Origin of the sequence: Cognatishimia sp. SS12, from assembly GCF_028369055.1 — a bacterium.
Classification (GTDB): Bacteria; Pseudomonadota; Alphaproteobacteria; order Rhodobacterales; family Rhodobacteraceae; genus Cognatishimia.
This window is the reverse complement of the sequence record NZ_JAQNCZ010000006.1, coordinates 14,429-40,794: the sequence shown is the minus strand read 5'-3', so window position 1 is coordinate 40,794 and position 26,366 is coordinate 14,429. Positions and strand designations below refer to the sequence as shown.

Sequence of the window (26,366 nt, the reverse complement as noted above, 5' to 3'; positions counted from 1 at the left end):
TGCAGTCTTAGTTGATACCAGCTGAGGCTTCGTAGGCGTGGATATCCGCCAGCTCAGGGTCTGCGCTGGGGCGGCAATCGCCGACGGTTTCCCAGACATCGCCCTGCACAACCGCCATGCGGGTGGTGTGGTTGGCGTTCTGACGCGGCTGGTCCTTGCCAATGTACCAGGTGGCGCAGAAGATATCGCTTTCAAAGCTGTTGACTTCGCTCAGCGCCGCTGTCACCGCGTCGCGGTTCATTGCGCTTGGGTCCAGCGCCAGCAATGTGTCCGTGACCACACGCGCCGCCAGATAGCCAGCTTGCGCAAAGGTGTCGCGCGGGGTGCTGTCATCGGCGTAGCTGTCCATGACCGCCAGCCAGTTCTGGTTGTCAGGCGCATCCGATTGCAGCGGGTTGAACTCCATATTCACATAAAAGCGCCCGTCCCAGTTGGACCCAAGCGTGACCGGCACGCTGAGATCATAGCCAGATGCAGCCGACAGCCAGTTATGGGACTGATCAAAGCCCTGTTCTTCGGCAGCGGTCAGCACCGGCAGCATGATGCCTTTGGGCAGCGAGAGCACGATGGAATCCGCGCCTGTGCTGATGGCTTGCAGCACCAGCGATGTGGCATCCAGCGAGGCCGGGTCAATCAGGATGGTATTGGCTTTCAGGCCGTTGGCTTCGCTCCATTGGGTGACGCCATCACAGGCCCATGCGCCGACATTGGGGATATTGGGGCCAATGCAGACCACGGATTTTGCACCGAGCACTTCGCCGGCGAATTCCGCAGCCGCTGTGGTGGAAATGCGCGGCCCGGCATTGGTGGCCGCGATATTGGAGGCGGCAAAGCATTCGCGCGGCACGCCGACGCCAGACACAGCCATGATATTGTTTTCAGAATACAGCCGCGCGTTGGCGGCGCATTCCATAAAGCTGGAGTTGCCCACCATGGCCAATGCGCCTTCGTCCTTGACGATCTTGGCGGCCAGCTGCGCGGCAATCTCGGGGTTCCATTGGTCATCGCCAACGATGTATTTGACCGGGCGGCCATGGATGCCGCCGTTTTCGTTGACGCAGTCAAAATAGGCTTCGGCGGCGCGCGCCGAGGTGCCAAAATCATCAGGACCCGTGCGGCCCACAATCGCGCCCAGAACAATCGGCTCGCCGCTTGCGGCCTGCCCGTTTGACACGCCGCATTGCAGATCTGCGGCCATGGCTTGCGAACTGAAGGCCAGGCTGCCAGCGACAAAGGCCCCGGCCAGAATTACTTTCGATTGCATATTATCTCCTCCTAAGACTATGCGGATCGCGCGCCCGATGGGCGCGCGCTGATCACGCCCTCATGGCTTGGTTGACCAAAAGCGTGTCGGTGAATTGTTCGAAGTTGACGACGGTCCCGTCCTTGAGATCCCAGACATGGGTCACGCGGGCGGACATGTGTTTGCCGGTTTGCCGGTAGGTGCCTGCATAGGTGCCGACGCCAACAATCGTCTCGCCACCATCAATCAGACGCTCAAGCGTAAAGCCAAACCCCTCCCAATCGCGGCCCAGCACCTCAAACACCCCGGCCACCACCGCCTCGGGGCCGATATAGGTGCCAGCGCAGGGAAAGCCGGCCATTTCGGTCCAGCGGGTCTGCGGGCCGAGCGGCGCGAGCATGGCCGCAAGATCACCGCGCGCCGAAGCATCGTAATGGGCCTTGATCATTTCATAGGGTGTCTGTGGCATGGCGCTCTCATTGGGGTGCACGGGCGGGCTGCGCAGCCGTCTGCGCGCCGCGCTGCCGTGGCGAAAACCGGGTTGACGATCACAATGCCAAGCTGCGCGCGCGCCGTCTTGCTCGAGCGGGAACTAATGCTTGTCTGTAGCAGAACATTGCCGCCGCAGCGGTGCCATCGCCTAGGATTTGAAGTGTTTCAGCGCCGCCTGCAGGAAAAGCTCGACCGCGCGCTGGCGGAATTTGACCGGCGGAAACACCGCATAGACACCGCCCGCGCGCAGGGTCCAATCGGGCAGCAGCCGCACCAGTGTGCCGCTGTCCAGCCCCTCCTGCACCAGATAATCCGGCAGGATCGCCACCCCGGCGCCCTGCTCTACCGCGCTGCGCAGCGCCGGGCCAACGTTCATGATCAGCCCGCTGCGCAGGGTCACGCTGCAGCGCCCCTCCGGGCCGGTGAACTGCCAGCGGTACGGATCGGCCAGCGCGCGGTTGGCGACAAAGGCCACTTTGGCCAGATCCCTGGGGTGGGTCACGTTCAGCTTCTGCGCCAAGGCGGGGGCGGCGACGATGGTTTCGGCAAAGTCAAACATCTTGCGCGCCACATTGCTGGAATCCTCCAGCCAGCCGACGCGAAAGGCGATGTCAAAGCGGTGTGAGACCGGGTCCAGCCTGTCATCGCTGAGGTAGAGATCCAGCTCGACCGCCGGGTAGCTTTTGGCAAAGTCGGCCACCAGCGGCGTGATCTGGGTCATGCCCAGATCCACCGGCGCGGTGATGCGCAGCTTGCCGCTGGGCACCTCTGCGCCACTGGCGATGGTCTCAAAGGCCTCATTGGCCTGGGCGACAATGGATTTGCAGCGTTCGTAAAACGCCAGGCCCGCATCGGTGGGCACCATATGGCGCGAATTGCGCACCAGAAGGCTGACGCCCAATTCTTCCTCAAGGGTTTTTAGCTGTTTGCTGACCACGGCCTTGCTGATGGCCAAGGCCTCGGCCGCGCCGGTGATCGAGCCGGTTTCCACCACGGCAATAAAATGCGCAAGCCGATTGAGGTTGTGACGTTTGACCATAGCCCCTCGTTAGCCAAAAGCGAACGAAGGATCAATATTGTTTGTCTTTTTTATACGAAACTCAGGGGCTAGGTATCGCGTTAGACACATGACCCAACGCACAGGAGGCTCTGATGCCGAATACGAAATTCATTGTCATCTATGACACCTATTGTGGCTGGTGCTATGGCGCGCATCCGGTTCTGGACGCGCTGGTCAATTCCGGCGCCGAGGTGGAAACCTATCACCGCTATCTGTTTCAGGGTTACAACGCCCACCGCATGGCTGATGGCTTTGGCGTACAGGCGGCGCGGATGGATGCCCGCATCGGGCAGATGTCCGGGCAGGAATTTTCTGAGGCCTATATGACCAATATTCTCGGCTCTAAAACCGAGGTGCTGGAATCCGGCCTGACCGCGCAGGCGGCGGCGCTGGCCCATGGCAAAGGCCCCAAAGTGGAACTGGCCGTCGCGGCGCGTCTGCAAAAGCTGCGCTATGTTGACGGCGTGTCGGCAACGGATCGCGACGCCATTGTGGCGGCGCTGATTGCCGAAGGGTTCTCTGAGGCGGACGCCGCGCGCATCGGCACTAAAGAGCTGGCCGCTGAGGCGGCTGCCCTGGCCGAGACCGCCGCAGACTATCTGGCCCAGGTCCACGCCGGCGGCGTGCCCACCATTTTGAAACTCACCGAAGAGGGGGCGCAGGTGATCTCGCCCACCGATTTCATGTCTAACCCGGCTGCCATTGTGAAACTGGCCGCCTGACCCAACCCAAACAAAGGAATTTCTGTTATGAAAATCTCTGCAATCGCTGCCGGCCTGATGCTGGCCTCCCCTGCCCTGGCCGCAGATCTGGACATCACCGTCTTTAACCCTGGCACCGCCAGCCTGTTCCCGGTGGTCTCCAGCATCATCGAAGGCCCAAGCGAGGTTATTCTGGTGGACGCGCAGTTCCAAACCAATGACGCGCAGACCCTGGTCGACATGATCAAAGCCACCGGCAAAGACCTGAAAGCGATCTACATCACCCACAAAGACCCCGATTTCTATTTTGGTCTCGACACCATTCTGGCGGCCTTCCCCGACACTCCGGTTTATGCGTCACCTGAAACCGTCAAAGGCATCAAAGCCTCTGCCGAAGCCAAGTTGCAGGTTTGGGGCCCGCGCCTGAAAGAAAACGCACCAGCGCGCACTGTTGTACCTGCACCGCTTGAAGGCGATCACCTGATGGTGGATGGCGAGCGTGTGAATGTGATTGGTCTGGACGGCCACGACCCCAAGCACACCTTTGTGCATGTGCCGTCTGAGGACACCGTGATTGCCTCGATCTCTGTCTTTAACAACCAGCACGTCTGGATGGCGGACTCCCAGACCGTTGAATCGCGCGACAACTGGCGCGCCACGCTGGAAACCATTCTGGATCTGAACGCTGAGCGTATCATTCCAGGTCACTTTGTGGGCGATGTGGCGCTTGATGACTCCGGCGTATATTTCACCCGTGATTACATCGCGCGTTTCGAAGGCGCCTCTGCGGCGGCCGAAGGCTCCGAAGAGCTGATTGCGGCGATGCAAGCGCTGTACCCTGATTTCGGCATGGGTGCCCTTGGCCTCAGCGCAAAAGTGGCTGAAGGCGAAGCAACCTGGCCATAAGCTGAGAGCGGTTTTCCCGGCGGGCGCGCGATGACCGCGCCACCGGGGCCAGCCTGATTTAAGAGCCGTCCGTGATAAAGCGGGCGGCTCTTTCTGCGATCATCATCACCGGCGCATTTGTATTGCCCGAGACCAGCAGCGGCATGACCGAGGCATCCGAAACGCGCAGCCCCGCCACCCCTTTGACGCGCAGCTTGTCATCGACCACGGCCATCTTATCGGTCTCAGGGCCCATTTTTGCCGTGCCTGAGGGGTGAAACACCGTCTTGGCCGTGTCGCGCACGTAATCACGCAGCGCCTCGTCCGAGGTTTCCACCCCCGGTTCCGGCAGCGCGCGGCGCGCGATCAGCTTGGCCAGCGCCGGGGCGTTCAGGATGTCGATGCCCTTTTTGACCCCGCGCACCAGCACCTCAAGATCCGCCGCATCCGCGAATGTGCCCGCGTCAAACAGCGCCGGGTCGCGGAAATCGGCAGAGCGCAGCTTGACCGAGCCGCGTGATTTGGGACGCAGGAAACAGGGGTTGATCGACAGGCCATGATCTGGGATCGGGTCGCGATCCACCCAGCCCACGAGACTGGGAATGACGTGGAATTGCACATCGGGCAGCCCGGCGTCTGACACATCCACAAAGCCGCCGGATTCCACCACATTTGAGGTCAGAAGCCCGGTTTTGAACAGCAGGTATTGCGCCATGTGCCGCGCCGCTGCCAGACCTTTGTCTTGCCGGAACATCGAAATTGGATCTTTGGCAACGCCCTGCACCGTGGTTTCGATGTGGTCCTGATAGTTCGCGCCCACGCCGGGCAGATCGGCCACCACCTCGATGCCATGTGATTTCAGATGCGCGGCATCGCCAATCCCCGAGAGCTGCAACAGTCGCGGCGTTTCCACCGCCCCCGCACAAAGGACAACCTCGCGCGCTGCGCCATAGCTTGTGCCATCTTCCAGCGTGACCCCGGTGGCGCGCGGGCCATCGGTGGTGATGCGCGCCACGCGGCGTTCGGTCAGGATCGTTAGGTTCTTGCGCGCCTCGGCCTTGCGCAGAAAGGCCTGCGCCGCCGACCATCTGCGCCCGTTGTGGGTGGTGGTCTGGTAAAAGCCCGCGCCGGTCTGATCCGCGCCGTTGAAATCGGGATTATAGGGGATGCCCACCTGCTGCGCGGCGCGCACGAACCCATGGGACAGCGGGTGATGAAAGCCTGCCTGCGCCACATGCAGCGGCCCGTCATTGCCGTGAAAATCGCCGGCGATTTCTAGGTTGTTCTCCAGATCGCGGAACACCGGCAAAACGTCGGCATAAGACCAGCCGCTGTTTCCGGCCTGCGCCCAGGCGTTGTAATCTTCGGCCTGGCCCCGGATATAGACCATGGCGTTGACCGAAGAGCCGCCGCCGATCACATGGCCCTGGATCACCACCGAGGGGCGATCATTCAGCGCTTGGGTGGGCTCACCGACATAGGCGACGATATCGCGGCCCTTTTCGATCACCTTGAAAAACGTCGAGGGGATATGGATGAACCGCGCGTCATCGCGCCGCCCGCTTTCGATCAGCAACACCCGGTTGGCCGGATCTTCCGAGAGGCGCGCGGCCAAAACACAGCCCGACGAGCCGCCGCCCACAACGATGAAATCAAATTGCTGCATGGGCTTATCCGCCCATCAAGGGCGGGCCAGCAGGCGCGCCATGCTGAGCGGGGAGATCTTGGCCTAGGTTCAACATGTCGCATTCCTGAAGTTGCAATATTTGATTAATATGTTAAGGAAAATAGCCCGTCGCATTCTTGGGGTCTGACGACGCCAATATTGGACAACCGCGACAGGGGATGGCGCGGCGCGGGAGGCGGCGGAATTGTCTGGGGAGGACTGACAATTGCTGACACAGTTGACGAGCTCCGAAATGCAGATTGACCAGTTCAATCAGGCTTTGTGCAAGGTGTTCGGGGCCTTTCAAACCGACGCGGCCGAAAGCCGCCAAACCGTGCGCGGGGCGGTGCATGCGGAAACACGCGCCGGGTTTGACGTCGCCCATATTGCCAATGATCTTCAGACCATTCGGCGCACCCAGGTCGAAATCCTGCGCGATCAGGGCACAAATATTTTTCTGATTGTGCAGGAAGAGGGCCAGACCCTGATGGCGCAGCGCAAGACCGTGCGCATTCTGCGCCCCGGCGATATGATCCTGATCGACAGCGCGGTACCTGCAGAGTTCACCTTTTTCGGCCGGCTGGGGCGGCAATTGTCGATCCACATGCCCCGCGCCGATCTGGTGGCGCGCATTGGCGATGTGGATTTCGCCGGTTGTCATCTGCCGCGTACCCACGCCATTACCCTCGCCATGCGCGCAACTCTGGCCAAGGCGTTTCAGGCCGAGACCAATGCGCACCAAAGCCAGTTTCTGCATGAGGTGCTGATCAATCTTGTCGGGGCCTGGGTGCACGAGGCGCAGGATCATCGCGTGGCGGATGTCGAGGCTGAGATCGGCCGCGCCAAGGTGCTGCAGATCGGCCTGGCCTATCTGGACCGCATGTTCAAAGACGGCAGCCTGACGATCCAGAAAGTGGCGGATGACCTCAAGGTCTCTATCCGCCAATTGCAACGCGCGTTTGAATTGATCGGGGTGACGCCCATTGATTACCTGCAGCAGCGGCGGCTGGAATACGCCTGCCAGCTTTTGCTGGATCGTAAATCAGGCAAGCTGGAGGCGTTGGTGTCCACCATTGCCTATCAGTCCGGGTTCAACGACGTCTCTTATTTCAACCGCCAGTTCCGCAAGCATTTTGGCTGCTCGCCCAGCCGCTATGGGCAGGATCGTCTGACCGCCTGAGCCCCTGCGCCTTCAGGCAAGACTCGGCAGCCAGAGGACAATCGCCGGGAAGGCGACCAGCAGGCCGATGGTGATGGCGTCGGCGATGAAAAACGGCATCACGCCTTTGAACACATCCTGCACCGACAGATCGTCGCGCACCCCGGCCACAACAAAGCAGTTCAGCCCGATGGGCGGGGTGATCAGGCAGAATTCGGCCATTTTCACCACCAGAATCCCAAACCAGATCGCGCACATCGGCCCGGACATGCCAAAGCTGCTGTCTGCCGCAGCGACAAGCTCGCCGCCATTCAGCGCCATGACCGCCGGGTAGACCACCGGCAATGTCAAAAGCAGCATGCCAATCGCATCCATGAACATGCCCAGCACCGCATAGGCCAGCAGGATGCAGATCAGGATCAGCATGGGCGACAGGGTCAGCGAGGTGATCCAGTCGCTGAAGGCTCCGGGCAGATCGGCAAAGCCGAGGAACCGCACATAGATCAACACCCCCCAGATGATGGTAAAGATCATCACCGACAGTTTGGCGGTTTCAATCAGCGCATCCCTGAGCTGCCCCCAGCGCATCCCCTGATAGAGCGCCATCAGAAAGACCACAAAAGCCCCGATGGCGCCGCCTTCGGTGGGCGTGCCCCAGGCATCGCCGCCAAAGGGGTTGTAGACAAAGCAGATTATGACCACGACCACAAAGACAATCGGCAACGCAGGCGGCAGGGCCACCAGACGCTCGCGCCAGGTAAAGCCGCGCACCGGCGGGCCAAAGCCTTTGATCGTCAGCGCCAGCCCGATGATGAGCAGCGCATAGATCAGCGCCGAAAATGCCCCGGGAATAAAGCCCGCCAACAAAAGCTTGCCCACGTCCTGCTCGACGATGATGGCATAGATCACCAGGATCGCCGAGGGCGGGATCAGCGAGGCCAGCGTGCCCCCCGCGGCCACAACGCCCGCAGCAAAGCGTTTGTCATAGCCGATCTTCAGCATCTCGGGGATGGCAATGCGCGCAAAGACCGCCGAGGTCGCCACCGAAGCACCCGACACGGCGGCAAAGCCTGCGGTGGCAAACACGGTCGAGACCGCCAGCCCGCCGGGCACCCAGGCGATCCAGCGTTTGGCCGCTTCAAACAGCGCTTTGGTCAGCCCGGCGTAGTAGGCCAGATAGCCGATCAGGATAAAGGTGGGGATCAGGCTCAGCGCCTGGCTGGAGACTTTGGAATGCGGCACCTGCCCGGCGGTTTTCACCGCCACGCTCAGCGCCCAGCCGAAATCCTCGGGGTCATAGCCCTTCTTGGACCAGAAAATCCAGATCAGCCCGATCATCCCGGCCAGCCCGGCGGCAAAGGCCACGCGCATGCCCAGAACCACCATCAGCAGCAGGCCGCCCGTCACCCAAAGGCCAATTTCAATGGGTTCCATCACTGTGCATCCTTGTCAGTTTCGGTGTCTGGCTGCAGCTGCTCTGCCTCCATCTGGGCCTGTTTGGCGGCATCGGCAATCAGCGGCACGGCGATGGCCTGCCCGGTGCGGATGGCCCGCAGATAGGCCCAGACCTGCAGGCACAGCCGCAGGCACAAGACCCCAAAGGCCACCGGGGCCAGCAATTTCGCCGGCCAGATCGGCAGGGCAATATCCATCGAGCTGTCGCGGCTCCACATCGGGGCGGCAAAGTCAAAGCTGCGCTGAAAATGCGCCCAGCTGCCCCAGACCAGCAGCAGCATCAGAACCAGCACCGCCAGGGTGGTGATCAGCTCAACGACATACAGCGGGCGCCCCCTCAGACGCCCGACCAGAATGTCCATGCGGATATGCCCGCCTTCGCGCATGACATAAGAGGCCCCCATAAAGGCGATCAGCGGCATGGCCTGCTCGATCCAGTCCACATAGCCGGGCAGCGGACTGTTAAACAGGTTGCGCCCGCTGACCGAGACCACCGCCAGCACCATCAGCCCAAAGACCGCGAGGCCACTGGCCAGTGCAAGCAAGCGCTCGAGCTTCAGAAAATTGCGGTCAATGCGGCTGAGGCGGCTGTCGTCAGACAGCACCATAGATGCGGTGGCCATAAGGATCCCTCCTGGACAATCAGCGCGGATCAATCGAGGCCACCCCCTGCCCTGTCACGGCAGGCGGGGCGGCCCCGTTTGGGTGCGCAGCGCTTAGTTGGTCTTTGCGATCATGCCGGTGACAAGATCGTAAAGCTCCTGCGCGGGCAGACCTGCGGCGGTGTTCGCCTCGATCCAGGCACTCGCGGCCGGACCGGCGGCGGCCTCTTTGAAGGCGGCGATTTCAGCATCCGAGAATGTCACCTGCGTGATGCCGCGCTCTTCCAGCGCCGGACCCCAGGCCGCCATGGTTGCGCCATTGTAATGCGACACGTAATGCTCCAGCGCCGCATCCACCGACGACAGCAGCGCGTCGCGGTGATCATCGCTCAGGTCTGCCAAGGCATCGGAGTTGACGACCACCGGGCAATTCACCGTGCCGGGGTTGAGGTTGGTGGTCCACCAGGTGGCATTTTCGATGGTGCCAAAGGACATATGCGCGTGGGGGGCAAAACTGACGGCTTTGACCACGCCGCTGTCCATCGCCTGACGCACTTCAGAAGCGGACATAGAGGTCGGCACAGCGCCCACCGCTTCCATCGCGGCACCAATGCCGCCGGTGGCGCGCACCGCCAGACCTTCAAAATCTGCCAGCGTTGATGGCGCGTCACCGACACCGGCGATATTGTACTGCGGCAGCGGCGACGGCATCAGCAGCGTGGCGTTCCAGCGCGCCAGATCAGCGACGGTGGCCGGATGTTCATAAACCGCCATCGACAATTCAATTTCCTGCTCCAGCGAGGAGACCCCGAGGAACGGCAGTTCCAGCACGGTGATCGACGGGTTCTTGTCACGGTGATAGCCCGCGCAGAACTGCGCCATCTCAAAGGCCCCGATCGAGATGCCATCCAGGTTCTCGCGGTTGTTGCTGAGGCCGCCATAGCTGATGTTCAGGGTGAATTCACCGCCGGTTTTTTCGCTGACCAGCTCGGCCAGTTTTTCGACATGTTCGGTAAAGGCGCGACGTTTGCCCCAAAGCGAGACATTCCATTCAGTGGCCATGGCTTCGCCGGCAAAGGCCACGGTGAGTGCGGCGACGGCCGCGCGGCTGAGATATTTGCTCATCTGTTTTCCTCCCAGAAACTCTGTGCCCGGAGTGAAGCAGATTTGCGCGCCATGGACCCATGAAGGAATTTGCGCGCCGCGCCGCGCGCGGCCTGCGGATTTCCGCAGGGCTAAAGCAGCGCGTCTTTGTCCAGACCCAGTTTGACGATTTTGTCGTTGAGTGTGCGCCGCCCAATGCCAAGCGCCAGCGCCACGTCATCCATGCGCCCGGCATGGGTCTGCAGCGCCCGCGCGATCAGCTGCCGTTCAAAACTGGCCACCGCCTCGCGCAGGCCGGGTTTGGTGGACTGGCCGAAAATCCCGCCGGGCATCACCTCGGCAAAGCCCTGACAACCCTGCCCCGCCATGATCACCCGCCGCTCCGCGACATTGCGCAATTCGCGCACATTGCCGGGCCAGTCATGGGCCAGAAGGGCGCGCAGGTCGTCGTCCTGCACCTCGGGGGATTTCAGCCCATAGCCCTGGGCAAATTGATCCAGAAAATGCGTGGCCAGCAGCGGCACATCTTCCAGCCGCTCCGCGAGCGGTGGCAATTGCAGCTGAAAGCCATCCAGCCGGAACAGCAGATCCTGGCGCAGCCGCCCCTGCTCGACGGCCTCTGCCGTGTCTTCATTGGTGGCCGAGAGCACCCGCAGATTGATCTGTTCGGGGGTGCCACGATCCGGGCTGAGCAGCTCGCCGCTTTCGATCAGGCGCAGCAGGCTGGCCTGCACATCCTGCGGGCAGGCGCAGATTTCATCCAGAAACAGCGTGCCGCCTGCGGCGCTGCGGGCGATCATTGGCAATTGCTCGGCGCTGAACTGGGCGGCGTTCACCGCAATGAAAGGCGCGCTGCAGCGCGGGGAAATATCATGCAAGGCCCGCGCCACCAGATCTTTGCCGGTGCCGGTTGCGCCCCGGATCAGCACGGCGGCGTCCTTGTCGGCAATCAATTGGATGGTGCCGCGCAGGCTTTGCATCGGCGGCGTCTGCCCGATCAAAACGCGATCCAGCCCGGCCAGCTGCCCCAGCCGCGCCCGCAGGCGCGCATTGCTTGCGCGCATCCGGTGCTGTTCGGCGGCATGGGCGAGGATGGTCAGCAGACGCCCCGGCTCATAGGGCTTTTCCACAAAGCTATAGGCACCATTGTTCATCGCCTGCACCGCCATGGGAATATCGCCATGGGCCGAGATCAGCACCACAGGCGGCGGGTTGGTGAGGCTGTCCAGCAGCTCAAGGCCGGACATCTCTGGCATGCAGACATCCGAGAGGATCACATCCGGCATGAACTGGGTGATCCAGCGCGCGGCCTCGGTGGCGCGGGACAGATCCTTGGCGACCCAGCCCTTGGCTTCGATCAGATCCACCAGCGAGCTGCGCAGCAGGCGGTCATCGTCGATGATCAACACGCGATAGTCGCTCATGAGGGGGTCTCTTCCTTTTGCTTTTCAAACACCGCGCGAAAGATCGCGCCGCCGCCGGGCCGGTCATCAGCCGTCAGAACGCCGCCATGATCCGAGATGATCCCGGCTGAAATCGTCAGCCCCAGCCCCATGCCCTTGCCGCTTTCGCGGCTGGTGGCAAAGGGTTCGCGCAGATCGTCCAATGTCTTGTCCCTAAGCCCATGGCCGGTGTCGGCGACCTCAATCCACAGCGTCGTCGCATCCTCGCCGATGGTAATATCGATCTGGCGCTGCGCCCCGCCTTCGACGGCATCCAGCGCATTGCGGACCAGATTTGTCACCACCTGCTCAAGGCGCATGCGGTTGCCCAGCAGCGTTGCCCCTGCCGGTCCCGGATCAAAATGGACCTGCGCGCCAAGCGTCTGGATGTTCGGCTCCAGCAGTTCCAGCGCCGTGCGGATCACATCCGCGCAGGCGACCTCTTCGAATTGATCCCGCCCCTTGCGCGAAAAGAATTTGAGCTGCCGCGTGATCTCTTCCATCCGCGCGACCAGCGTCTGCATCTTGCCGTTTAGCCGCGTGGCCCCATCCGACAGCTCTGCCGCCGCCAATTGGTTGCGCATCGCGGCAATCGGCTGGCCCAGCTCATGGGTCACGGAAGAGGCCAGCTGCCCCAGCGCCGCCAGACGCCCGGCCCGCTCCAGCTCTGCCTGGGTTTTTTTGAGCGAGCGTTCCGCCGCGCGCCGCTCTTCGATTTCCACCGCCAGTCGCGCATTGGCGGCGCGCAGCTGGCTTTCCTCGGATTCCGAGCGTGTCAGATCGCGCCGCACCTGCCGCGCCCGCCGCAGCTGCCACACAAACAGCAGCGCCCCCGCCGCCAGTACAAAGCTGCCGGTGCTCAGCCAGGCGCGGGTGCGCGCCACATCATCGGGCATGAGAAAATGCAGCGACCAGGAATTGGGCAGATCGCCGGTGCGCAGGTAAAGAAAATTTTCGCCGTCAATCGTGGCGGTCTGCCGCGTGTCATCCGGGCGCCAGCCCAGCGGGGTCAGCGGCTCATCCGCGAATTGCCGCGTGGCGGCCAGCGCGCGCTGGGTATTGGACGGTAGCGGGGCCAGCACGCGGTAGCGCCAGGCCGGGTTGGACGCCAAAAGCACAATGCCATTGGCATTGGAGAGCATGAAGCGCTCGCCCGAGGCCTGCCAGCCATCCTGCAGGCTGGCCAGATCCAGCTTGATGGCGATCACGCCGGTGGGGCTGCCCTCGGTCTGCACCGCCATGGCATAGAAATATCCCGGAATGCCGGTGGTGGCCCCGATGCCGTAAAACTCCCCCAGCTCCCCGCGCAGCGCGGCCTGAAAATAGGGGCGATAGCCATAGTTCTGCCCCAGAAAACTGCCTGCGGTCCCGGCGTTGGAGGCCGCGATGGTCAGCCCGGTCGCATCCATCAGATAGATCGCCTCGACCTCGGCGCTATGGGCAATGCGCCGCAGCCTTTGATTCAGCGTCTCTGGGTCCGCCCCGGCCAGCGTGCGCGTGACCACCGGATCCAGCGACAGCACAAAAGGCAGATGGGCAAAGCTTTCCAGCTCGGCCTGCACCGCGCTGCTATAGAGCGTGAGCCGCGCCTGCGCCTTTTCCAGCTCTTGGGTTTTGAACAGCAGATATGACCCCCAGAACAGCCCATAGGCCACAGCCGCAAATCCCGCGATGGCGGCAGCGCGCGTCAGCCACATCATCGGGGCCGCGCCGGTGTGAAAAGAAACACAGTCATGGCCAAGGTGTACGAACCGCGCCTGTAATTTGCAAATTCTACCGCGCGGCATGCAAATTGCCGCAGCACCGCCCTGCGAAGGTCTTGGGGCTTGAACAATCCCGCGAGACGGTCTTTTTTGGGCAAAGCGGCGCAGGCCGCAGCGAAGGATATGCGATGACGGCCCCGATTGTTTCAGATGATGATTTTGATGATTTTATCAATGTGCGCGCGCTGAAAATGGCGGTGAAGCTGCAATTGCTGATGCAGCGGCGGGCGCTGCGTCCGGCCCGTTTGCAATTGCAGGAATGGCGCATTCTGTTGTCGCTGGCGCGCCATGGCGATCAGCATCTGCGCGCCATCACCGAACGCGCGGCGCTGGATCCGGCCCATGCCAGCCGCACGGCGGCGCGCCTGCTGAAACGTGGGCTGATCCTGCGCAGTCAGGACCGGGCCGACAAGCGGCGGCACGTGCTGTCGCTGACCCCGGCGGGCATCGCCATGGTCGAGGAGATCTGGCCGACAGCCCAGGGGATCACCCAGGAATTCCGCGCCCTGTTTTCCGACCGCGAATTTCAGGATTTCAAAAGCCTTCTGGATCGCTCCATCGGTCTGGCCGACCAGCTGCTGGCGCAGACCGAACCCAACGTCCAGGGCTAATTCGAGGCTAATTCGGGGCTAAGGCGCGCGCGCGCCGATGTGCTGGATCGAGGTGCAGAGATCCTGCGCCAGCGTCAGCGCCCGCCCGCTTGCCATCATCATGCCCGGCAGGATCATCCATTCCAGCGCCCAAGCCGCGCCGGAGCGTTCTTGTTCATGCAGCAGGGCGTGGTGCAGCCCGGATATCTGCACCGCATTATAGCGCCCCAGCGTCACCAAAGTCTCGGCCTGCACCGGGTTCTGTTTGTGCGGCATCGCTGAGGAGCCGCCGCCAGCCGACAGTTGAACCTCGTCAATTCCCTGCTGCGCCATCAGGGTGATATCCTGCCCGATCTTGCCCAGATGCCCGCTGAGCGTGGCGAGCCAATGGCCCCAGTCAGCCAGCGCGCTGCGGGTGCTGTGCCAGGCGGCGTCGGGGGCCTTCAGGCCCAGATTGGCTGCCATATGCGTGGCGATGTCATCGGCTTTGCCCTGAAAACTGTCGCGGTTGCCCACCGGCCCGCCCAGTTGCAGCCGCGGCAGGGTGTCGGCAAGATCAGACAGGCGCTGCGCCAAGGGTGCCAGCGGCGCGGTCCAGGTCGCCAGCCGGTCGCCCACGGTGATTGGCAGGGCCAATTGCATCCGCGTGCGCCCCGTCATGGTGTTGCGCCCATGCTGCCGGTCCAGATCGGCCAAGGTGGCTTGCAGCGTGGTGATGCGCTGGCCCATCAGCTCCAGAACCGGCACCAGCGACAGCATCAGGCTGGTGTCCATCACATCCTGCGAGGTCATGCCGCGATGTAGCGCGCCCTGCAGCGGCTCTGGCAAAGCGGCGCGCAACTGCGCGATCAGCGCCGGGACAACCACGCCATCCTGCGCCATGCCCCGGGCCAGATCTGCCCCATCGGGCACAAACTGCGTGATCTGCTGCGCCGCCGCTTCGGCCAGATCAGATGGAACAAGCCCCACGGCGCCAAGCGCACGCGCATAGGCAGCTTCGGTGGCCAGCATATGGCTCAGCGTCGCCTCGGCGCTGAGCAGCGCTGCAATTTCGGCATCGCCAAACAGCGCCCCAAGCCAAGGGTGGGAAAAAACATCAGCGCTCATGTCACGACCCTAGCTTGCGGCGGCGCGCATCGGTACCCCTAGAATGTCGCGCGCTTCTTGCCAGGTGGCCACCGGGCGCTGGTATTTTTCGCAAAGCTCAGCCGCCCGCGCCACCAAAGCGGCATTGGAGGGGGCCAGGTGATCGCGGTCCAGGCGCACGTTGTCCTCAAGGCCGGTTCGGGTGTGCCCACCGGCGGCAATGGCCCATTCATTCACCGTCAGCTGATGGCGGCCAATGCCGGCGGCGCACCATTGCGCATCCGGGGTCAGACGGTTGACCGTCTTGATGTAATAGGCAAACACATCGCGATCCACCGGCATGGCGTTTTTCACCCCCATCACGAATTGCACATAAAGCGGGCCGGGAATGCGCCCGTCCTTATGCATGGCCGCCGCCTGATGAATATGGCTGAGGTCAAAGGCCTCGATCTCGGGTTTGATGTCATAGCGGCGCATTTCGCTGGCCAGCCAGTCCACCAGATCCGGCGGGTTTTCATAGACGCGGGTGGGGAAATTATTTGACCCGACAGACAGCGAGGCCATATCCGGCGCCAATGGCAGCATGCCGCCCCGCGCCTTGCCCGCGCCCGAGCGCCCGCCGGTGGACAGCTGCACGATCATGCCGGGGCAATGGCGGTGCAGCCCTTCCATCAGACGCGCGAACCGCTCTGGATCAGACGAGGGGGTTTCATCGGGATTGCGCACATGGCAATGCGCGATGCTGGCCCCGGCCTCAAAGGCCGCCTGGGTGCTTTCGATCTGTTCGTCGATGCTGATCGGCACCGCGGGGTTATGGGCCTTGGTCGGCAAAGAGCCGGTGATGGCCACGCAGATGATGCAGGGTTTGCTGGCAGGATCAGACATCAAAAAACACCGTTTCCTTATGGCCTTGCAGGCGGATGTCAAAGCGGTAGACGCCCTCGGACTCCTTTTGCGCAATCAGGGTGGGCACGCGGTTCTTATGCTCCATCCGCCCTAGCACCGGATCGGCGCTGTTGTCCTCATCGGGGAAATACATGCGGGTCTGCAAGCCGATGTTGATGCCGCGCGCGACCACCCAAAAGGTGATATTGGGCGCCTGCATGCGGCCATCCGGGAAAGGCACGGGGCCGGGTTTCACCGTCTCAAAGGCCCATTCGCCGGTGTCATAATCGCCGGCAAAACGGCCCCAGCCGGAAAAGTTGGGATCGCCCGCGCCGCGCGGATCGCCCGAGGTGAAAATCCCGTCGGCATCGGGCTGCCAGACCTCGACCAGTGCATCTTTCAGCGGTGTACCGGTGCCATCCCAGACCGCGCCCTTGATGGTGATCGGCTGCCCCTTGGCCCCCTCGCGGCGCATGACCGCGCCCAGATCTTCGGGGTACACGCCGTGGATGCCGGAAAAATTCGGCACGCAGCCGATATGCACATAGGGGCCTGCGGTCTGGCTGGGGCTTTCTTTTAATAGGTTGAGCTTTTGCATCAGTTGCCCTCCGGCCGGTTTTCAAACATGGTCGAGCGCCGCCCGCGCAGCACGATGTCAAATTTATAGGCGCGCGCATCCATCGGAATGGTATTGGCCATGTCCAGCGGCGCAATCAGCGTTTCGATGGCCTCGCGGCTGGGGATGGTATCAACAATCGGGCACTGCCAGATCAGCGGATCGCCTTCGAAATACATTTGGGTGATCAGGCGCTGGCCAAAGCCCGAGCCGAAGATCGAAAAATGGATATGCGCCGGGCGCCAGTCGTTCTGCCGGTTGGGCCAGGGATAGGGGCCGGGCTTGACGGTGCGAAAGCGATAGCCGCCCTCGGCGTCGGTGATGGTGCGCCCGCAGCCGCCGAAATTCGGATCGAGCGGCGCAAGGTAGCCTTCTTTCTTGTGCCGATAGCGCCCGCCGGCATTGGCCTGCCAGAATTCCACCAGGGCGCCGGGTACGCCGCGCCCGTTTTCATCCAGCACCCGTCCGTGCACGATGATGCGTTGCCCAATCGCGCTTTCGCCGGGTTGGGCAAAATTGTGGATCAGATCATTGTCCAGCTCGCCCAGAATATTGTGGCCAAAGACCGGGCCGGTCTGTTCGCTCAGCGTTGGGGGAAAGGAAATCAGCGCCTTGTTGGGCGATCTGACCACGCTGGTTTTGTAACTCGGCGTATAGGCGGGCGGATGCCAGCTGCGGTCCCGGGTAAAGTAATTGCCGTCACTCATTTGCGGCCTCCATCTCTTTATATGTCTGTTTGGCCAGTTTCAGCGCGTGGTTGGCGCGCGGCACCCCGGCGTAAATCGCCACATGCTGAAAGCTTTCCAGCACGTCCTGTTTGCTGGCCCCGGTGCGGGCCGTGGCGCGGATGTGCATGGGGATTTCATCAAAATTGCCCGTTGCCGCCAACAGCGCCAGCGTCAACATCGAACGTTCGCGGTCGCTGATCGCATCGCTGGCCCAAACCGTGCCCCAGGCGCTTTCGGTGATCAGCGCCTGAAACGGCAGGTCAAGATCGGTCTTGGCCGCCTCGGCGCGATCCACATGGGCGTCGCCCAAAATGCGCCGCCGCACCTGCATGCCCGCGGTATATTTGTCCGACATTAGGACACCTCCTGAATAAATGTGTTGAGGATTTCGGCCAAGGCCTCTGGCGCTTCGACGCTGGGCAGATGGCCGACATGTTCGATCAGTTTGAAATCTGCGCCGGGAATGGCCTCGGCCATGGCGCGGACGGTCTCTGGCGGGCTGGCGGCGTCCTGACCGCCCGCGATCACCAGAACCGGCAGATCCAGCTGGGCGGAAAGCGCGGTCAGATCGGCCCCGGCAATGGCAGAACAGCAGCCGATGTAGCCCTCGAGCGGGGTGCGGCTCAGCATGGTCTGCCACAGCGCCAGCTCGGGCGTGGCGCGGAAGGCCGCCGAGAACCAGCGCGCCATGACACCCTCGGCGATGCTGGCAAGGCCATCGGCCTTGATGGCTGCGATCCGGGCCTGCCAACTGGCGGCATCGCCGATTTTTGAGGCGGTGTTTGTCAGCACCAGCGCGCTCACCAAATCGGGGCGGCGCGCGGCCAGCGTCTGGGCCATCATGCCGCCGATGGAGCAGCCGACAAGAATGCAGTTGCGGATGCCACGCGCCTCCAGCAGCGCCTCGGTATCCGCCACCAGATCAGCCAGCGCATAGGGTGCAGGTGGGCAGGACGACAGCCCATGGCCGCGTTTGTCAAACCGCAGAACGCGCAGACCCGGCGCGAGATGCGGCAGCACCCCATCCCAAAGCCGCAGGTCCGTGCCCAGCGAGTTGATAAAGACCACTGGCGTGCCCGCGGCGTCGCCCGCTTCGCTCCAGTGCAAGTGGACGGATCCGGTTTCAAATACCTGCATCAATACGGCAGCCCCACATAATTTTCGGCCATGGCGGATTGGGCGGCAGCATTGCTGCGCAGAAAATCCAGCTCGGCGATCTGCATTTTGGTGTCAAACATGTTCTGGCCCGGGAACCGGTGCATCAGCGCGCTGAACCACCAGCTGAAGCGCTCGGCCTTCCAGACCCGCCTCAGCGCCTTTTCCGAATAGCGGTCGATGCCCTCGGTGCTGTTGTTTTCGTAAAAATCGCGCAGGCCATGATAAAGGTAATGCACATCCGAAGCGGCGGTGTTCAGCCCCTTGGCCCCGGTCGGCGGCACGATATGCGCCGCATCGCCGCATAAAAACAGCCGCCCCCAGCGCATCGGTTCGGTCACGAAAGAGCGCAGCGGCGCGATGGATTTTTCGATGCTTGGCCCCGTCACCAGACTGTCGGCAAATCGGCGGGGCAGGCGCAGCTTTAGTTCCTCCCAAAAGGCCTTGTCGGTCCAGTCCTCGGGATTGTCATAAAGCGAGCACTGAATGTAATAGCGGCTGAGGTTCGGGTTGCGCATGGAGCACAGCGCAAAGCCACGATCGGTGCTGGCATAGATCAGCTCATCGTGCACCGGGGGCGTTTCGCTGAGAATGCCCAGCCAGCCAAAGGGATAAACCTTTTCATATTCGCGGCGCAGATGGTCGGGGATGGTCTTGCGGCTGACCCCGTGAAAGCCGTCACATCCGGCGACAAAATCACAGTCGATCTGCCGCGGCTGCCCATTGACGCTATAACGCACAGAGGGGGCATCGGTATCTGCGCCGTGAATCTCGACATCCTCGACCTCAAATTCCAGCGGCGCGCCAGCGGCCTCGCGGGCGTCATAGAGATCGCGAGTGATTTCGGTCTGCCCATAAACCAGCACCGAGTGGCCGGCGCGCTGGGTGAAATCAAGCCGGAAGCTGTCTTCGCCATAGGCAATCAGGGCACCGTCATGGCGGATGGCCTCTCGATCCATTCGCTCGGCCACGCCCGCCTCGCGCATCAGCGCCGCAAGGCCGCGTTCCAGCACCCCGGCGCGAATGCGCGACAAGACATGGGCTTTGGTCTTGCGCTCCAGCACCACAGTGTCAATGCCGCGCCGATGCAGCAGCTGCCCCAAGAGCAACCCGGAGGGCCCGCCCCCGATAATCGCAACCTGTGTTTTCATGGCAGCCTCCCTTCCATCCAATTTGACTGATTGTTTTTGGCAAGTAAAATGACTAATTTTGCCGAATAGTTGCCAGAAAAGGAAAGTATCTTGGACCGCCGGATCAAATTGCGCCACCTGGAAAGCTTTGTGGAAATTGCCCGCGCGGGCAGCCTTAAGACGGCGGCGGAAAAGCTTTTCCTGACCCAGCCGGCGATCTCAAAATCGCTGAAGGAGCTGGAGGATATTCTGGGGGCGTCATTGATGCAGCGCAGCCGCGCCGGGGTGATGTTAACACGGCAGGGCGATATTTTCCTGCATTACGCGCAGATGGCGATGGCGAATTTGCAGCGCGGCTTTGACGGGATCGAGCAGGCCCATCTGGCGCAGCAGCGCCGCCTGACCATTGGTGCCCTGCCCTCGGTGGCGGCCTCGGTGATGCCCGAGGTGGTGGCCGAGTTTTCTGCCCTGGCCCCCGATGCGGTGCTGCGGATTGTCGATGGGCCGCACCCCTATTTGATGGACCGGCTGAAACTGGGCGAACTGGACGCGGTGATTGGCCGCCTTGGCGAGCCAAGCTCGATGGGGGGCGTCACCTTTACCCAGCTTTACAGTGACGAAGTGGCCTTTGTGGTGCGCGCGGGCCATCCGATCCTGACCGCCCCGGCGCTGCACCGTCTGGGCGAGTGGCAGGTGCTTTATCCGCCGCAGGGCGCGGCCATCCGATCCTCTGCCGACCGCTATCTGCTGAGCCACGGGATTGCAGAGTTTCCCAACCGCATTGAAACCGTCTCCGGGGCCTTTGGCCGGGTCTATACCCGCAAGACGGATGCGATCTGGGTGATCTCCAAAGGGGTGGTTGCCAATGAAATGGCCGATGGGCATCTGACCTGCCTGCCCTTTGACATGGGATTGACCAAAGGCCCTGTGGGGCTGATGACGCGGCCCGATGACGGCAGCTCGCCCTTGCAGCAAATGTTCAAGATCGCCATGGAGCGCGTGGTCAAACGCCAGGGGTTGACCGCCTGAGGGCCGCGCCGCTCAGGGCCAGGCCGCATAGGTCTGTGTGCTTTCTGCGGGGGTGTCCTCTTTGAAGCGCAGGCGGAACTGGCCGGGCGGCACATCGGTGTGGCGCTGAAAGAAGCGGTTGAAATAGGCCGCATCGCTGAAACCGAGCCGATAGGCGATTTCAGAGACCTGCAAATCGGATTCGATCAAAAGCCGCTTGGCGTCGCTGATGATCCGCTGCTGCACATAGCCATGCGGCGAATTGTTAATCGTGCGGCGCACAATCGCGTTCAGCCGGTCGCGCGAAACGCCCAGATGTTGGGCATAGCGGCTGACCGGCCAGTGATGATGCAGATGCAATTCGACCAGGGCAAAGAAATCATGCGCCACCTTGCGCGGTAGCCGCCCCGCCTTGCCCGGTGCCGGATTGGAGAGCCGCCATATGCGGATCAAAAGCAGCGACAGGCAATGATCCATCACCGCCTCGGCGCCAGTGTCATTCTGAAAAAGCTCATGTTCAATTTCGTCAAACAACGTCTGCAGTTTGCCAAGATCCGCCTTGCTGAGCGCGGGCGCAATGATGCGCTGGGAGATCGCGTAGCGCACATTGGATGAAATCGCCCCACTGGGGATCGCCCGCCCCAGCATCGCCTCGGGCACGCGCAGCAAAAACCCGCGCGCGCCGGCGGCAATGCGCAGGCGGGCCGCACTCAGCGAAGGGGCCCAGATCATGCAGGGGGCGGTCAGGGGGATCACTTCTTCGCCCGCCTCCAGCGCCGCAGAGCCTGAGGCCAGCACCACCAGATAAGAGCGCGCGCCCTGCAGCGAAAACTCAGATCGGGTGAGCGCGCTTTTCAACCGCTCAGCCTGAAGAACTTGGTTGTGCATGCTGCTCCGCCCCCTCAAAAACCCGTCAAATGTACAATCATTCCTTCAAAATGTCTATTATTTTGCCGGAATTCCCTCTCTAGGCTGAAGATCTGGCCCCGCAGATCGGAGAATCTGTGGCTGGCCGACATTTGGGAGGATGTTTTATGCGAACGAAATCATTCAAATCTGGCACCTGGATTGCGCGCGCTATGGGCGCGCTGGGTCTGGCCGCCACTGTCAGCGCAGGCGCGTTCACCGCCGTGCAGGCACAAGACCGCACATCGGTGCGGATCGGCTATGCGGTCTCGGCGACCGGCCCCAACGCGGGCGGTGCCAATATGACCGTGACGCCCAACTATGAGCTTTGGGTCAACGAAGTGAACGCCAAGGGCGGTCTGGCCCTGCCCGATGGCAGCCGCCTGCCGATCGAGGTTACGGCCTATGACGACCGCTCCTCTGCCGAAGAGGTGGTGCGCGCGGTGGAGCGTCTGGCCACACAGGACAAGGTCGATCTGATCCTGCCGCCCTGGGGCACCGGGTTTAACCTGGCGGTTGCCCCGCTGATGGCGCGCCATGGCTACCCGCATCTCGCCGGGGCCGCGGTGACGGACAAGGCCCCTGATTTTGTCAAACGCTGGGACACCAGCTTTTGGTTCATGGGCGGTGGTCATGACTATGCCACGGCGCTGGCCTCGGTGCTGCAATCGGCCAAGGCCGACGGCAAGATCAACAACAAGATCGCCATGATCTCGGTCGCCGATGGCTTTGGCATCGACCTGGTCAAAGCGGCGCGCCCCAGCTTTGAAGAGGCCGGCTTTGAGATCGAATATGACAAGAGCTTTCCACCCGGCACCTCGGATTTCTCCACGATCCTGAGCGAGGCCAAAGCCTCGGGCGCGGATACATTTGTGGCGTTTTCCTATCCGCCGCACACCTTTGCGCTGACCAAACAGGCGCAGGTCGCCAGCTATAATCCGTCGGTCTTCTACCTGGGTGTGGGCGCGGGCTTCCCGGTCTACAAGAATATCTCGGGTGGGCAGATGGAAGGCGTGATGAGCCTGGGCGGCATCGACCCTAACAACGCGGCAAACGCGGAATATCGCCAGCGCCACGAAGAGGTTCTGGGCCGCGCGCCGGATTACTGGGGCAGCGTGCTGATCTATGCAAGCCTGCAGATGCTGGAAGAGGCGATTGCCCGCGTTGGTCTGGATCGCGCCGCCATTGCCAAGGAACTGTCGACAGGCACGTTTGACACCGTGCTGGGCGAGACCAAGCTGGAAGACAATCAGCTGCGCAACATCTGGTGGGCGGGCCAGTGGCAGGATGGCGAATTTGTCGCCCTGTCCCCCGAAGACCGCGCCGGGGCCGGCACGGTACAATTGCCAAAACCCGCCTGGCAATAAGTCAGATCGGCGGTCGCGCGGCAGGATCCCCTGCCCCGCGATTGCCGCCGCTTCTGCGCTTTTCTCTATCCCTGAAAGCTTGAGAACTCGATGTTTGAACACCTTATAAACGGGTTGGTTCTGGGGGGCACCTATGCCCTGGTGGCCATGGGGCTGACGCTGCAATATGGCATCGCCCGCATCATGAACCTGTCCTTTGGCGACACGGTGATTGCCGCCGCCTTTGCCGCCTATGTTCTGTTCACCGCCCTTGGCCTCAGCCCGCTGCTGTCGCTGCTGATCGTGGTGCCCGCGGGCTTTGCCTTTTCCTACGGGATCTTTTCGCTGATCATGCGCCCGCTGGTGCGGCGCTCGGCCAATAGCGAGGCGCTGGAAGTGGATTCCATCCTCGCCACCTTTGGCCTCTTGTTTGTCATTCAGGGTGTGCTGCTGGTGCTCTTTGGCGGCAATTTCACCAGCTATTCCTATCTCAATGTGCCGGTGGACATCCTGGGCGCGGTGGTGGCGCTCAACCGGCTGAGCGCGCTGATCTTGGCGGCGGTTCTGGGCGGGGCGCTGGTGCTGCTCTTGATGCGCACCCGCTGGGGGCTGCGCATGCGCGCCGTCGCCATTTCGGCCAGCTCTGCGCCTTTGGTGGGGATCAATGTGATCCAGACATCACGCATGGCCTTTGCCATCGGCGGGGCGCTGGCGGCCTCGGGCGGGGTGGTGATTTCAATGTATCAGACCTTCACCGTAACCTCTGGCGTGGTCTTTACCATGAAGGCGCTGATCGTGGTGATCATGGGCGGCAAAGGCAGCCTGCCCGGCGCGTTGGCTGCCGGGTTGATCCTAGGCTTGGTCGAAACCTTCGTGGCGGCCTATATTGATCCGGGGCTGACCCTTGCCTCTACCTATCTGATTTTCTTGGCTTTGCTGCTCCTGCGCCCATCGGGCCTGTTTGGAAAGGCAAGCTGATGGGACCTCTTTCTATGAAACCCTTCCTCTTTGGGCTGCTGGTCATTGGCTTGCTGGCCTGGGCGCCGCTGGTGCTGAACGATTATGGCACCGGGCTGTTGCTGGGGCTGACCGGCTATGCGACGCTGGCCACCGCCTGGGCGATGTTTTCCGGGCCAACGCGCTATGTCTCTTTGGCAACCGTCGCGTTTTTTGGCATCGGTGCCTATACGGTGGCAGTGCTGAGCGAAACCCTGCCCTACCCGCTGGTGCTGGTCGTGGCGGCGCTGATCGGGCTGAGCGTATCGCTGGTCGTTGGTCTGGCCACCCTGCGCCTGGCCGGGGTCTATTTCGTGATCTTTTCCTTTGGTCTGGCTGAATTGGTGCGCCAGACCGTTACCTGGTATGAGGTCAATGTGACCGGCACCCTGGGGCGCTATATCTTTCTGCCGCTTGAAGCGCGCCATATCTATTGGCAGCTGCTGGCGCTTTTGGTGCTGACACTGCTGATCGGCATCTACATGCGCAAAAGCCGGATCTGGCTGGCGCTGGTGGCTGTGGGCGATGATGAGGTCGCCGCGCGCCACGCCGGGGTGGATGTCACGCGCACCAAACTGGCGCTCTTTGCGCTCAGCGCGACGATCATCACGCTGGTGGGGGCGATACAGGCCCCGCGCTGGACCTATGTTGAGCCGACCATTGTGTTTAACCCCACCATCTCTTTCCTGACGCTGGTGATGGCGCTTTTGGGCGGGGCCGGGAAACTCTGGGGGCCGATTGTGGGGGCGATCCCGCTGTTTCTGTTGTTTGAATGGCTATCGGCCAATTTCCCCAACCATTATTCGATTATTCTGGGCGGCATCTTTATCCTGATCGTATTTGCCGTGCCCAATGGCATTCTGGCGCGGTTGGAAACGCTGGGCCAGCGCCGGAAGGGAGAGGCGCAATGAGCGAGGTTCTCAAAGTCGATGGCGTCTCGCGCCGTTTTGGCGGGCTCTTGGCGGTCAATAATGTGTCCTTTGCGATTGAACCCGGGCAGATCGTCGGGCTGCTGGGGCCCAATGGCTCGGGCAAGACCACCATGCTCAACATGATCTCGGGGGCCTTGAAAGTCTCCGGCGGGCAGATTGCCTTTCAGGATCAGCTGGTAACCGGGCTGCCCGCGCATAAAATCGCCAAACGCGGCGTGGCGCGCACCTTTCAGCTGGTGCGCAGCCTGCCCTCGCTGACGCTGACCGAAAATGTGCTGATCTCGGCCGCCTATGGGCGCGAGCGCCTTTGGGGCGCGGCCGCCTTGGACAAGGTCGCCGAAAATCTGGCGCTGGTCGGGCTGGAGGGGCGCGGCGATGAGCCGGTGGCCGATCTGACCTATATTGACCTAAAGCGCATGGAGCTGGCCCGCGCCATGGTTGCGGATCCAAAACTCTTGCTGCTGGATGAATGGCTGGCGGGGCTCAACCCGGCTGAGCTGCAGATCGGGGTGGACCTGATCCGCAGATTGCAACAGCGCGGCATCACCATTCTGCTGGTGGAACATATCATGGATGCGGTGCGGGCCACCTGCGCGCGCTGCATTGTCATGAGCGCCGGCGCGGTCATCGCGGATGGGCCGACGGATCAGGCGCTGGCCGATCCCGAAGTGATCCGCGCCTATCTGGGAGATGACGATGCTTGAACTCAGCGATGTAACGGTAAAATACGGCCAGCATCTGGCGCTGGACAAAGTCTCTCTGCAGATTGCCAAGGGTGAAACCGTGGTGATCCTGGGGGCCAACGGCGCGGGCAAATCCTCGCTGCTGAAGGCCATCGCGGGGCTGGTGCCCTGCGCCGGGGCCGCGCAGATCACCCTGAACGGGCAGCCCCTGCGGGGCACCGCGCCGCATCTGATCACCGAGGCCGGCATTGCGCTGGTGCCCGAAGGGCGCGGGATCTTTGGCGATATGACGGTGGAAGAAAACCTGACCCTAGGCGCAAACCCGATCCGCGCGCGACAACGCGAGGCGGAGACGCTGGCGCTGATCTACGATCTGTTCCCCCGCCTTCAAGAGCGGCGAAAGCAGATCGCGCGCACCATGTCAGGCGGCGAGCAGCAGATGGTGGCGATTGGGCGGGCGCTGATGTCCAACCCCGATTTCCTGATGCTGGATGAACCAAGCTTGGGCCTCGCCCCGGTTGTGATCGGCGAAATGTTCAAGGCGCTGGCCAAGATCAAAACCACCGGCGTCGGGCTGTTGATGGTGGAACAGAACGTCAAGGCCAGCCTGAAGCTCGCCGACCGCGGCTATCTGATCGAAGCGGGCCGCATGTCCGCCTCGGCAGAGGCAGCGACATTATTAAATGATAAAGAAGTTCAAAGCGTCTTTCTGGGCGCGGTTGTTTAAGGAGAA

General features: G+C 62.2%; 27 protein-coding genes. 10 read left to right on the top strand and 17 right to left on the bottom strand.

Going from position 1 to position 26,366, the window contains the following annotated elements; genetic code table 11:
• Positions 1-7: 7 nt before the first annotated feature.
• The 3 genes from N6L24_RS13645 to N6L24_RS13635 all read right to left on the bottom strand — a co-directional run bounded on the left by N6L24_RS13645 (position 8) and on the right by N6L24_RS13635 (position 2,774).
• Positions 8-1,264, bottom strand: a complete 1,257-nt coding sequence (locus N6L24_RS13645) for an ABC transporter substrate-binding protein (protein WP_271845251.1) — start codon at positions 1,262-1,264, stop codon at positions 8-10.
• Positions 1,265-1,316: 52 nt separating this feature from the next.
• On the bottom strand, positions 1,317-1,712 hold the full coding sequence (locus N6L24_RS13640) for a nuclear transport factor 2 family protein (protein ID WP_271845250.1): 396 nt from the start codon (positions 1,710-1,712) through the stop codon (positions 1,317-1,319).
• A gap of 171 nt (positions 1,713-1,883) precedes the next feature.
• Positions 1,884-2,774, bottom strand: a complete 891-nt coding sequence (locus N6L24_RS13635; protein WP_271845249.1) for a LysR family transcriptional regulator — start codon at positions 2,772-2,774, stop codon at positions 1,884-1,886.
• Positions 2,775-2,887: 113 nt separating this feature from the next.
• Between N6L24_RS13635 and N6L24_RS13630 the strand changes: the two genes are divergently transcribed.
• Together N6L24_RS13630 and N6L24_RS13625 are read left to right on the top strand one after the other, a co-directional pair.
• Entirely contained in the window at positions 2,888-3,517 is a 630-nt protein-coding gene (locus tag N6L24_RS13630) for a DsbA family protein (RefSeq protein WP_271845248.1), read from the top strand.
• 27 nt (positions 3,518-3,544) lie between these two features.
• Positions 3,545-4,402 (top strand): MBL fold metallo-hydrolase, encoded by an 858-nt coding sequence (locus tag N6L24_RS13625; RefSeq protein WP_271845247.1) that lies wholly within the window; start codon positions 3,545-3,547, stop codon positions 4,400-4,402.
• A 58-nt stretch (positions 4,403-4,460) separates the two neighbouring features.
• On the opposite strand, the gene N6L24_RS13620 is transcribed toward N6L24_RS13625, so the two are convergent.
• On the bottom strand, positions 4,461-6,047 hold the full coding sequence (locus N6L24_RS13620; RefSeq protein WP_271845246.1) for a GMC family oxidoreductase: 1,587 nt from the start codon (positions 6,045-6,047) through the stop codon (positions 4,461-4,463).
• 226 nt (positions 6,048-6,273) lie between these two features.
• On the opposite strand from N6L24_RS13620, the gene N6L24_RS13615 reads away from it, so the two are divergent.
• A complete protein-coding gene (locus N6L24_RS13615; RefSeq protein ID WP_271845245.1) occupies positions 6,274-7,227 on the top strand; it encodes a helix-turn-helix domain-containing protein in 954 nt (317 codons plus the stop codon).
• 12 nt (positions 7,228-7,239) lie between these two features.
• Here N6L24_RS13615 and N6L24_RS13610 read toward each other — a convergent pair whose 3' ends face one another.
• From N6L24_RS13610 to N6L24_RS13590, 5 genes are all read right to left on the bottom strand, one after another.
• On the bottom strand, positions 7,240-8,640 hold the full coding sequence (locus N6L24_RS13610) for a TRAP transporter large permease (RefSeq protein ID WP_271845244.1): 1,401 nt from the start codon (positions 8,638-8,640) through the stop codon (positions 7,240-7,242).
• A complete protein-coding gene (locus tag N6L24_RS13605; RefSeq protein WP_271845243.1) occupies positions 8,640-9,284 on the bottom strand; it encodes a TRAP transporter small permease subunit in 645 nt (214 codons plus the stop codon). Before N6L24_RS13605 ends, N6L24_RS13610 begins: the two co-directional genes overlap by 1 nt.
• A 93-nt stretch (positions 9,285-9,377) precedes the next feature.
• Positions 9,378-10,388: a C4-dicarboxylate TRAP transporter substrate-binding protein gene (locus N6L24_RS13600; protein WP_271845242.1), complete on the bottom strand. Its 1,011-nt coding sequence runs from the start codon at positions 10,386-10,388 to the stop codon at positions 9,378-9,380.
• Positions 10,389-10,498: 110 nt separating this feature from the next.
• On the bottom strand, positions 10,499-11,791 hold the full coding sequence (locus N6L24_RS13595) for a sigma-54-dependent transcriptional regulator (RefSeq protein ID WP_271845241.1): 1,293 nt from the start codon (positions 11,789-11,791) through the stop codon (positions 10,499-10,501).
• Positions 11,788-13,509 carry a sensor histidine kinase gene (locus N6L24_RS13590; RefSeq protein WP_271845240.1) on the bottom strand — a complete coding sequence of 574 codons (1,722 nt, stop codon included), beginning with the start codon at positions 13,507-13,509 and terminating at the stop codon, positions 11,788-11,790. Before N6L24_RS13590 ends, N6L24_RS13595 begins: the two co-directional genes overlap by 4 nt.
• Positions 13,510-13,700: 191 nt before the next feature.
• Between N6L24_RS13590 and N6L24_RS13585 the strand changes: the two genes are divergently transcribed.
• Positions 13,701-14,183, top strand: coding sequence for a MarR family winged helix-turn-helix transcriptional regulator (locus tag N6L24_RS13585; protein ID WP_271845239.1), 483 nt, complete (start codon positions 13,701-13,703; stop codon positions 14,181-14,183).
• Between the two features lie 18 nt (positions 14,184-14,201).
• On the opposite strand, the gene N6L24_RS13580 is transcribed toward N6L24_RS13585, so the two are convergent.
• The 7 genes from N6L24_RS13580 to pobA are packed head-to-tail and all read right to left on the bottom strand — an operon-like array spanning position 14,202 to position 19,783.
• Entirely contained in the window at positions 14,202-15,269 is a 1,068-nt protein-coding gene (locus N6L24_RS13580) for a 3-carboxy-cis,cis-muconate cycloisomerase (protein WP_271845238.1), read from the bottom strand.
• Between the two features lie 9 nt (positions 15,270-15,278).
• Complete coding sequence (locus tag N6L24_RS13575; RefSeq protein WP_271845237.1) at positions 15,279-16,133, bottom strand: 3-keto-5-aminohexanoate cleavage protein; 855 nt, start codon at positions 16,131-16,133, stop codon at positions 15,279-15,281.
• Positions 16,126-16,731 carry a protocatechuate 3,4-dioxygenase subunit alpha gene (pcaG, locus tag N6L24_RS13570; protein ID WP_271845236.1) on the bottom strand — a complete coding sequence of 202 codons (606 nt, stop codon included), beginning with the start codon at positions 16,729-16,731 and terminating at the stop codon, positions 16,126-16,128. Before pcaG ends, N6L24_RS13575 begins: the two co-directional genes overlap by 8 nt.
• The gene (gene pcaH, locus N6L24_RS13565) at positions 16,731-17,456 is read right to left on the bottom strand and encodes a protocatechuate 3,4-dioxygenase subunit beta (protein WP_271845235.1); all 726 of its coding nucleotides are present in this window, start codon (positions 17,454-17,456) and stop codon (positions 16,731-16,733) included. Before pcaH ends, pcaG begins: the two co-directional genes overlap by 1 nt.
• Positions 17,449-17,832: a 4-carboxymuconolactone decarboxylase gene (gene pcaC, locus N6L24_RS13560; RefSeq protein WP_271845234.1), complete on the bottom strand. Its 384-nt coding sequence runs from the start codon at positions 17,830-17,832 to the stop codon at positions 17,449-17,451. Before pcaC ends, pcaH begins: the two co-directional genes overlap by 8 nt.
• Positions 17,832-18,614 carry a 3-oxoadipate enol-lactonase gene (gene pcaD, locus N6L24_RS13555; RefSeq protein ID WP_271845233.1) on the bottom strand — a complete coding sequence of 261 codons (783 nt, stop codon included), beginning with the start codon at positions 18,612-18,614 and terminating at the stop codon, positions 17,832-17,834. Before pcaD ends, pcaC begins: the two co-directional genes overlap by 1 nt.
• Positions 18,614-19,783, bottom strand: a complete 1,170-nt coding sequence (pobA, locus tag N6L24_RS13550; RefSeq protein ID WP_271845232.1) for a 4-hydroxybenzoate 3-monooxygenase — start codon at positions 19,781-19,783, stop codon at positions 18,614-18,616. Before pobA ends, pcaD begins: the two co-directional genes overlap by 1 nt.
• A 90-nt stretch (positions 19,784-19,873) precedes the next feature.
• Between pobA and pcaQ the strand changes: the two genes are divergently transcribed.
• Complete coding sequence (gene pcaQ / locus N6L24_RS13545; protein WP_334312326.1) at positions 19,874-20,791, top strand: pca operon transcription factor PcaQ; 918 nt, start codon at positions 19,874-19,876, stop codon at positions 20,789-20,791.
• Between the two features lie 12 nt (positions 20,792-20,803).
• On the opposite strand, the gene N6L24_RS13540 is transcribed toward pcaQ, so the two are convergent.
• On the bottom strand, positions 20,804-21,658 hold the full coding sequence (locus N6L24_RS13540; RefSeq protein WP_271845231.1) for a helix-turn-helix domain-containing protein: 855 nt from the start codon (positions 21,656-21,658) through the stop codon (positions 20,804-20,806).
• A gap of 146 nt (positions 21,659-21,804) precedes the next feature.
• Here N6L24_RS13540 and N6L24_RS13535 point away from each other — a divergent pair, with 146 nt between their 5' ends.
• From N6L24_RS13535 to N6L24_RS13515, 5 genes are all read left to right on the top strand, one after another.
• Complete coding sequence (locus tag N6L24_RS13535) at positions 21,805-23,043, top strand: amino acid ABC transporter substrate-binding protein (protein ID WP_271845230.1); 1,239 nt, start codon at positions 21,805-21,807, stop codon at positions 23,041-23,043.
• Between the two features lie 90 nt (positions 23,044-23,133).
• Complete coding sequence (locus N6L24_RS13530; RefSeq protein WP_271845229.1) at positions 23,134-24,000, top strand: branched-chain amino acid ABC transporter permease; 867 nt, start codon at positions 23,134-23,136, stop codon at positions 23,998-24,000.
• Positions 24,000-24,929 (top strand): branched-chain amino acid ABC transporter permease, encoded by a 930-nt coding sequence (locus N6L24_RS13525; protein WP_271845228.1) that lies wholly within the window; start codon positions 24,000-24,002, stop codon positions 24,927-24,929. Before N6L24_RS13530 ends, N6L24_RS13525 begins: the two co-directional genes overlap by 1 nt.
• Complete coding sequence (locus tag N6L24_RS13520) at positions 24,926-25,654, top strand: ABC transporter ATP-binding protein (RefSeq protein WP_271845227.1); 729 nt, start codon at positions 24,926-24,928, stop codon at positions 25,652-25,654. Before N6L24_RS13525 ends, N6L24_RS13520 begins: the two co-directional genes overlap by 4 nt.
• Entirely contained in the window at positions 25,647-26,360 is a 714-nt protein-coding gene (locus N6L24_RS13515; RefSeq protein WP_271845226.1) for an ABC transporter ATP-binding protein, read from the top strand. Before N6L24_RS13520 ends, N6L24_RS13515 begins: the two co-directional genes overlap by 8 nt.
• Positions 26,361-26,366: the final 6 nt, after the last annotated feature.

Coding starts and splice junctions, on each gene's coding strand:
- N6L24_RS13630 (WP_271845248.1), top strand. CDS start 2,888: ATGCCGAATACGAAATTCATTGTCATCTATGACACCTATTGTGGCTGG.
- pcaD (WP_271845233.1), bottom strand. CDS start 18,614: ATGCAGGTATTTGAAACCGGATCCGTCCACTTGCACTGGAGCGAAGCG.
- N6L24_RS13575 (WP_271845237.1), bottom strand. CDS start 16,133: ATGTCTGATCCTGCCAGCAAACCCTGCATCATCTGCGTGGCCATCACC.
- N6L24_RS13530 (WP_271845229.1), top strand. CDS start 23,134: ATGTTTGAACACCTTATAAACGGGTTGGTTCTGGGGGGCACCTATGCC.
- pcaH (WP_271845235.1), bottom strand. CDS start 17,456: ATGAGTGACGGCAATTACTTTACCCGGGACCGCAGCTGGCATCCGCCC.
- N6L24_RS13600 (WP_271845242.1), bottom strand. CDS start 10,388: ATGAGCAAATATCTCAGCCGCGCGGCCGTCGCCGCACTCACCGTGGCC.
- N6L24_RS13580 (WP_271845238.1), bottom strand. CDS start 15,269: ATGAGCGCTGATGTTTTTTCCCACCCTTGGCTTGGGGCGCTGTTTGGC.
- N6L24_RS13515 (WP_271845226.1), top strand. CDS start 25,647: ATGCTTGAACTCAGCGATGTAACGGTAAAATACGGCCAGCATCTGGCG.
- N6L24_RS13540 (WP_271845231.1), bottom strand. CDS start 21,658: ATGCACAACCAAGTTCTTCAGGCTGAGCGGTTGAAAAGCGCGCTCACC.
- N6L24_RS13645 (WP_271845251.1), bottom strand. CDS start 1,264: ATGCAATCGAAAGTAATTCTGGCCGGGGCCTTTGTCGCTGGCAGCCTG.
- N6L24_RS13605 (WP_271845243.1), bottom strand. CDS start 9,284: ATGGCCACCGCATCTATGGTGCTGTCTGACGACAGCCGCCTCAGCCGC.
- N6L24_RS13525 (WP_271845228.1), top strand. CDS start 24,000: ATGGGACCTCTTTCTATGAAACCCTTCCTCTTTGGGCTGCTGGTCATT.
- pobA (WP_271845232.1), bottom strand. CDS start 19,783: ATGAAAACACAGGTTGCGATTATCGGGGGCGGGCCCTCCGGGTTGCTC.
- N6L24_RS13640 (WP_271845250.1), bottom strand. CDS start 1,712: ATGCCACAGACACCCTATGAAATGATCAAGGCCCATTACGATGCTTCG.
- pcaC (WP_271845234.1), bottom strand. CDS start 17,832: ATGTCGGACAAATATACCGCGGGCATGCAGGTGCGGCGGCGCATTTTG.
- N6L24_RS13610 (WP_271845244.1), bottom strand. CDS start 8,640: ATGGAACCCATTGAAATTGGCCTTTGGGTGACGGGCGGCCTGCTGCTG.
- N6L24_RS13520 (WP_271845227.1), top strand. CDS start 24,926: ATGAGCGAGGTTCTCAAAGTCGATGGCGTCTCGCGCCGTTTTGGCGGG.
- N6L24_RS13595 (WP_271845241.1), bottom strand. CDS start 11,791: ATGAGCGACTATCGCGTGTTGATCATCGACGATGACCGCCTGCTGCGC.
- N6L24_RS13635 (WP_271845249.1), bottom strand. CDS start 2,774: ATGGTCAAACGTCACAACCTCAATCGGCTTGCGCATTTTATTGCCGTG.
- N6L24_RS13620 (WP_271845246.1), bottom strand. CDS start 6,047: ATGCAGCAATTTGATTTCATCGTTGTGGGCGGCGGCTCGTCGGGCTGT.
- N6L24_RS13625 (WP_271845247.1), top strand. CDS start 3,545: ATGAAAATCTCTGCAATCGCTGCCGGCCTGATGCTGGCCTCCCCTGCC.
- N6L24_RS13535 (WP_271845230.1), top strand. CDS start 21,805: ATGCGAACGAAATCATTCAAATCTGGCACCTGGATTGCGCGCGCTATG.
- N6L24_RS13590 (WP_271845240.1), bottom strand. CDS start 13,509: ATGATGTGGCTGACGCGCGCTGCCGCCATCGCGGGATTTGCGGCTGTG.
- pcaG (WP_271845236.1), bottom strand. CDS start 16,731: ATGCAAAAGCTCAACCTATTAAAAGAAAGCCCCAGCCAGACCGCAGGC.
- N6L24_RS13585 (WP_271845239.1), top strand. CDS start 13,701: ATGACGGCCCCGATTGTTTCAGATGATGATTTTGATGATTTTATCAAT.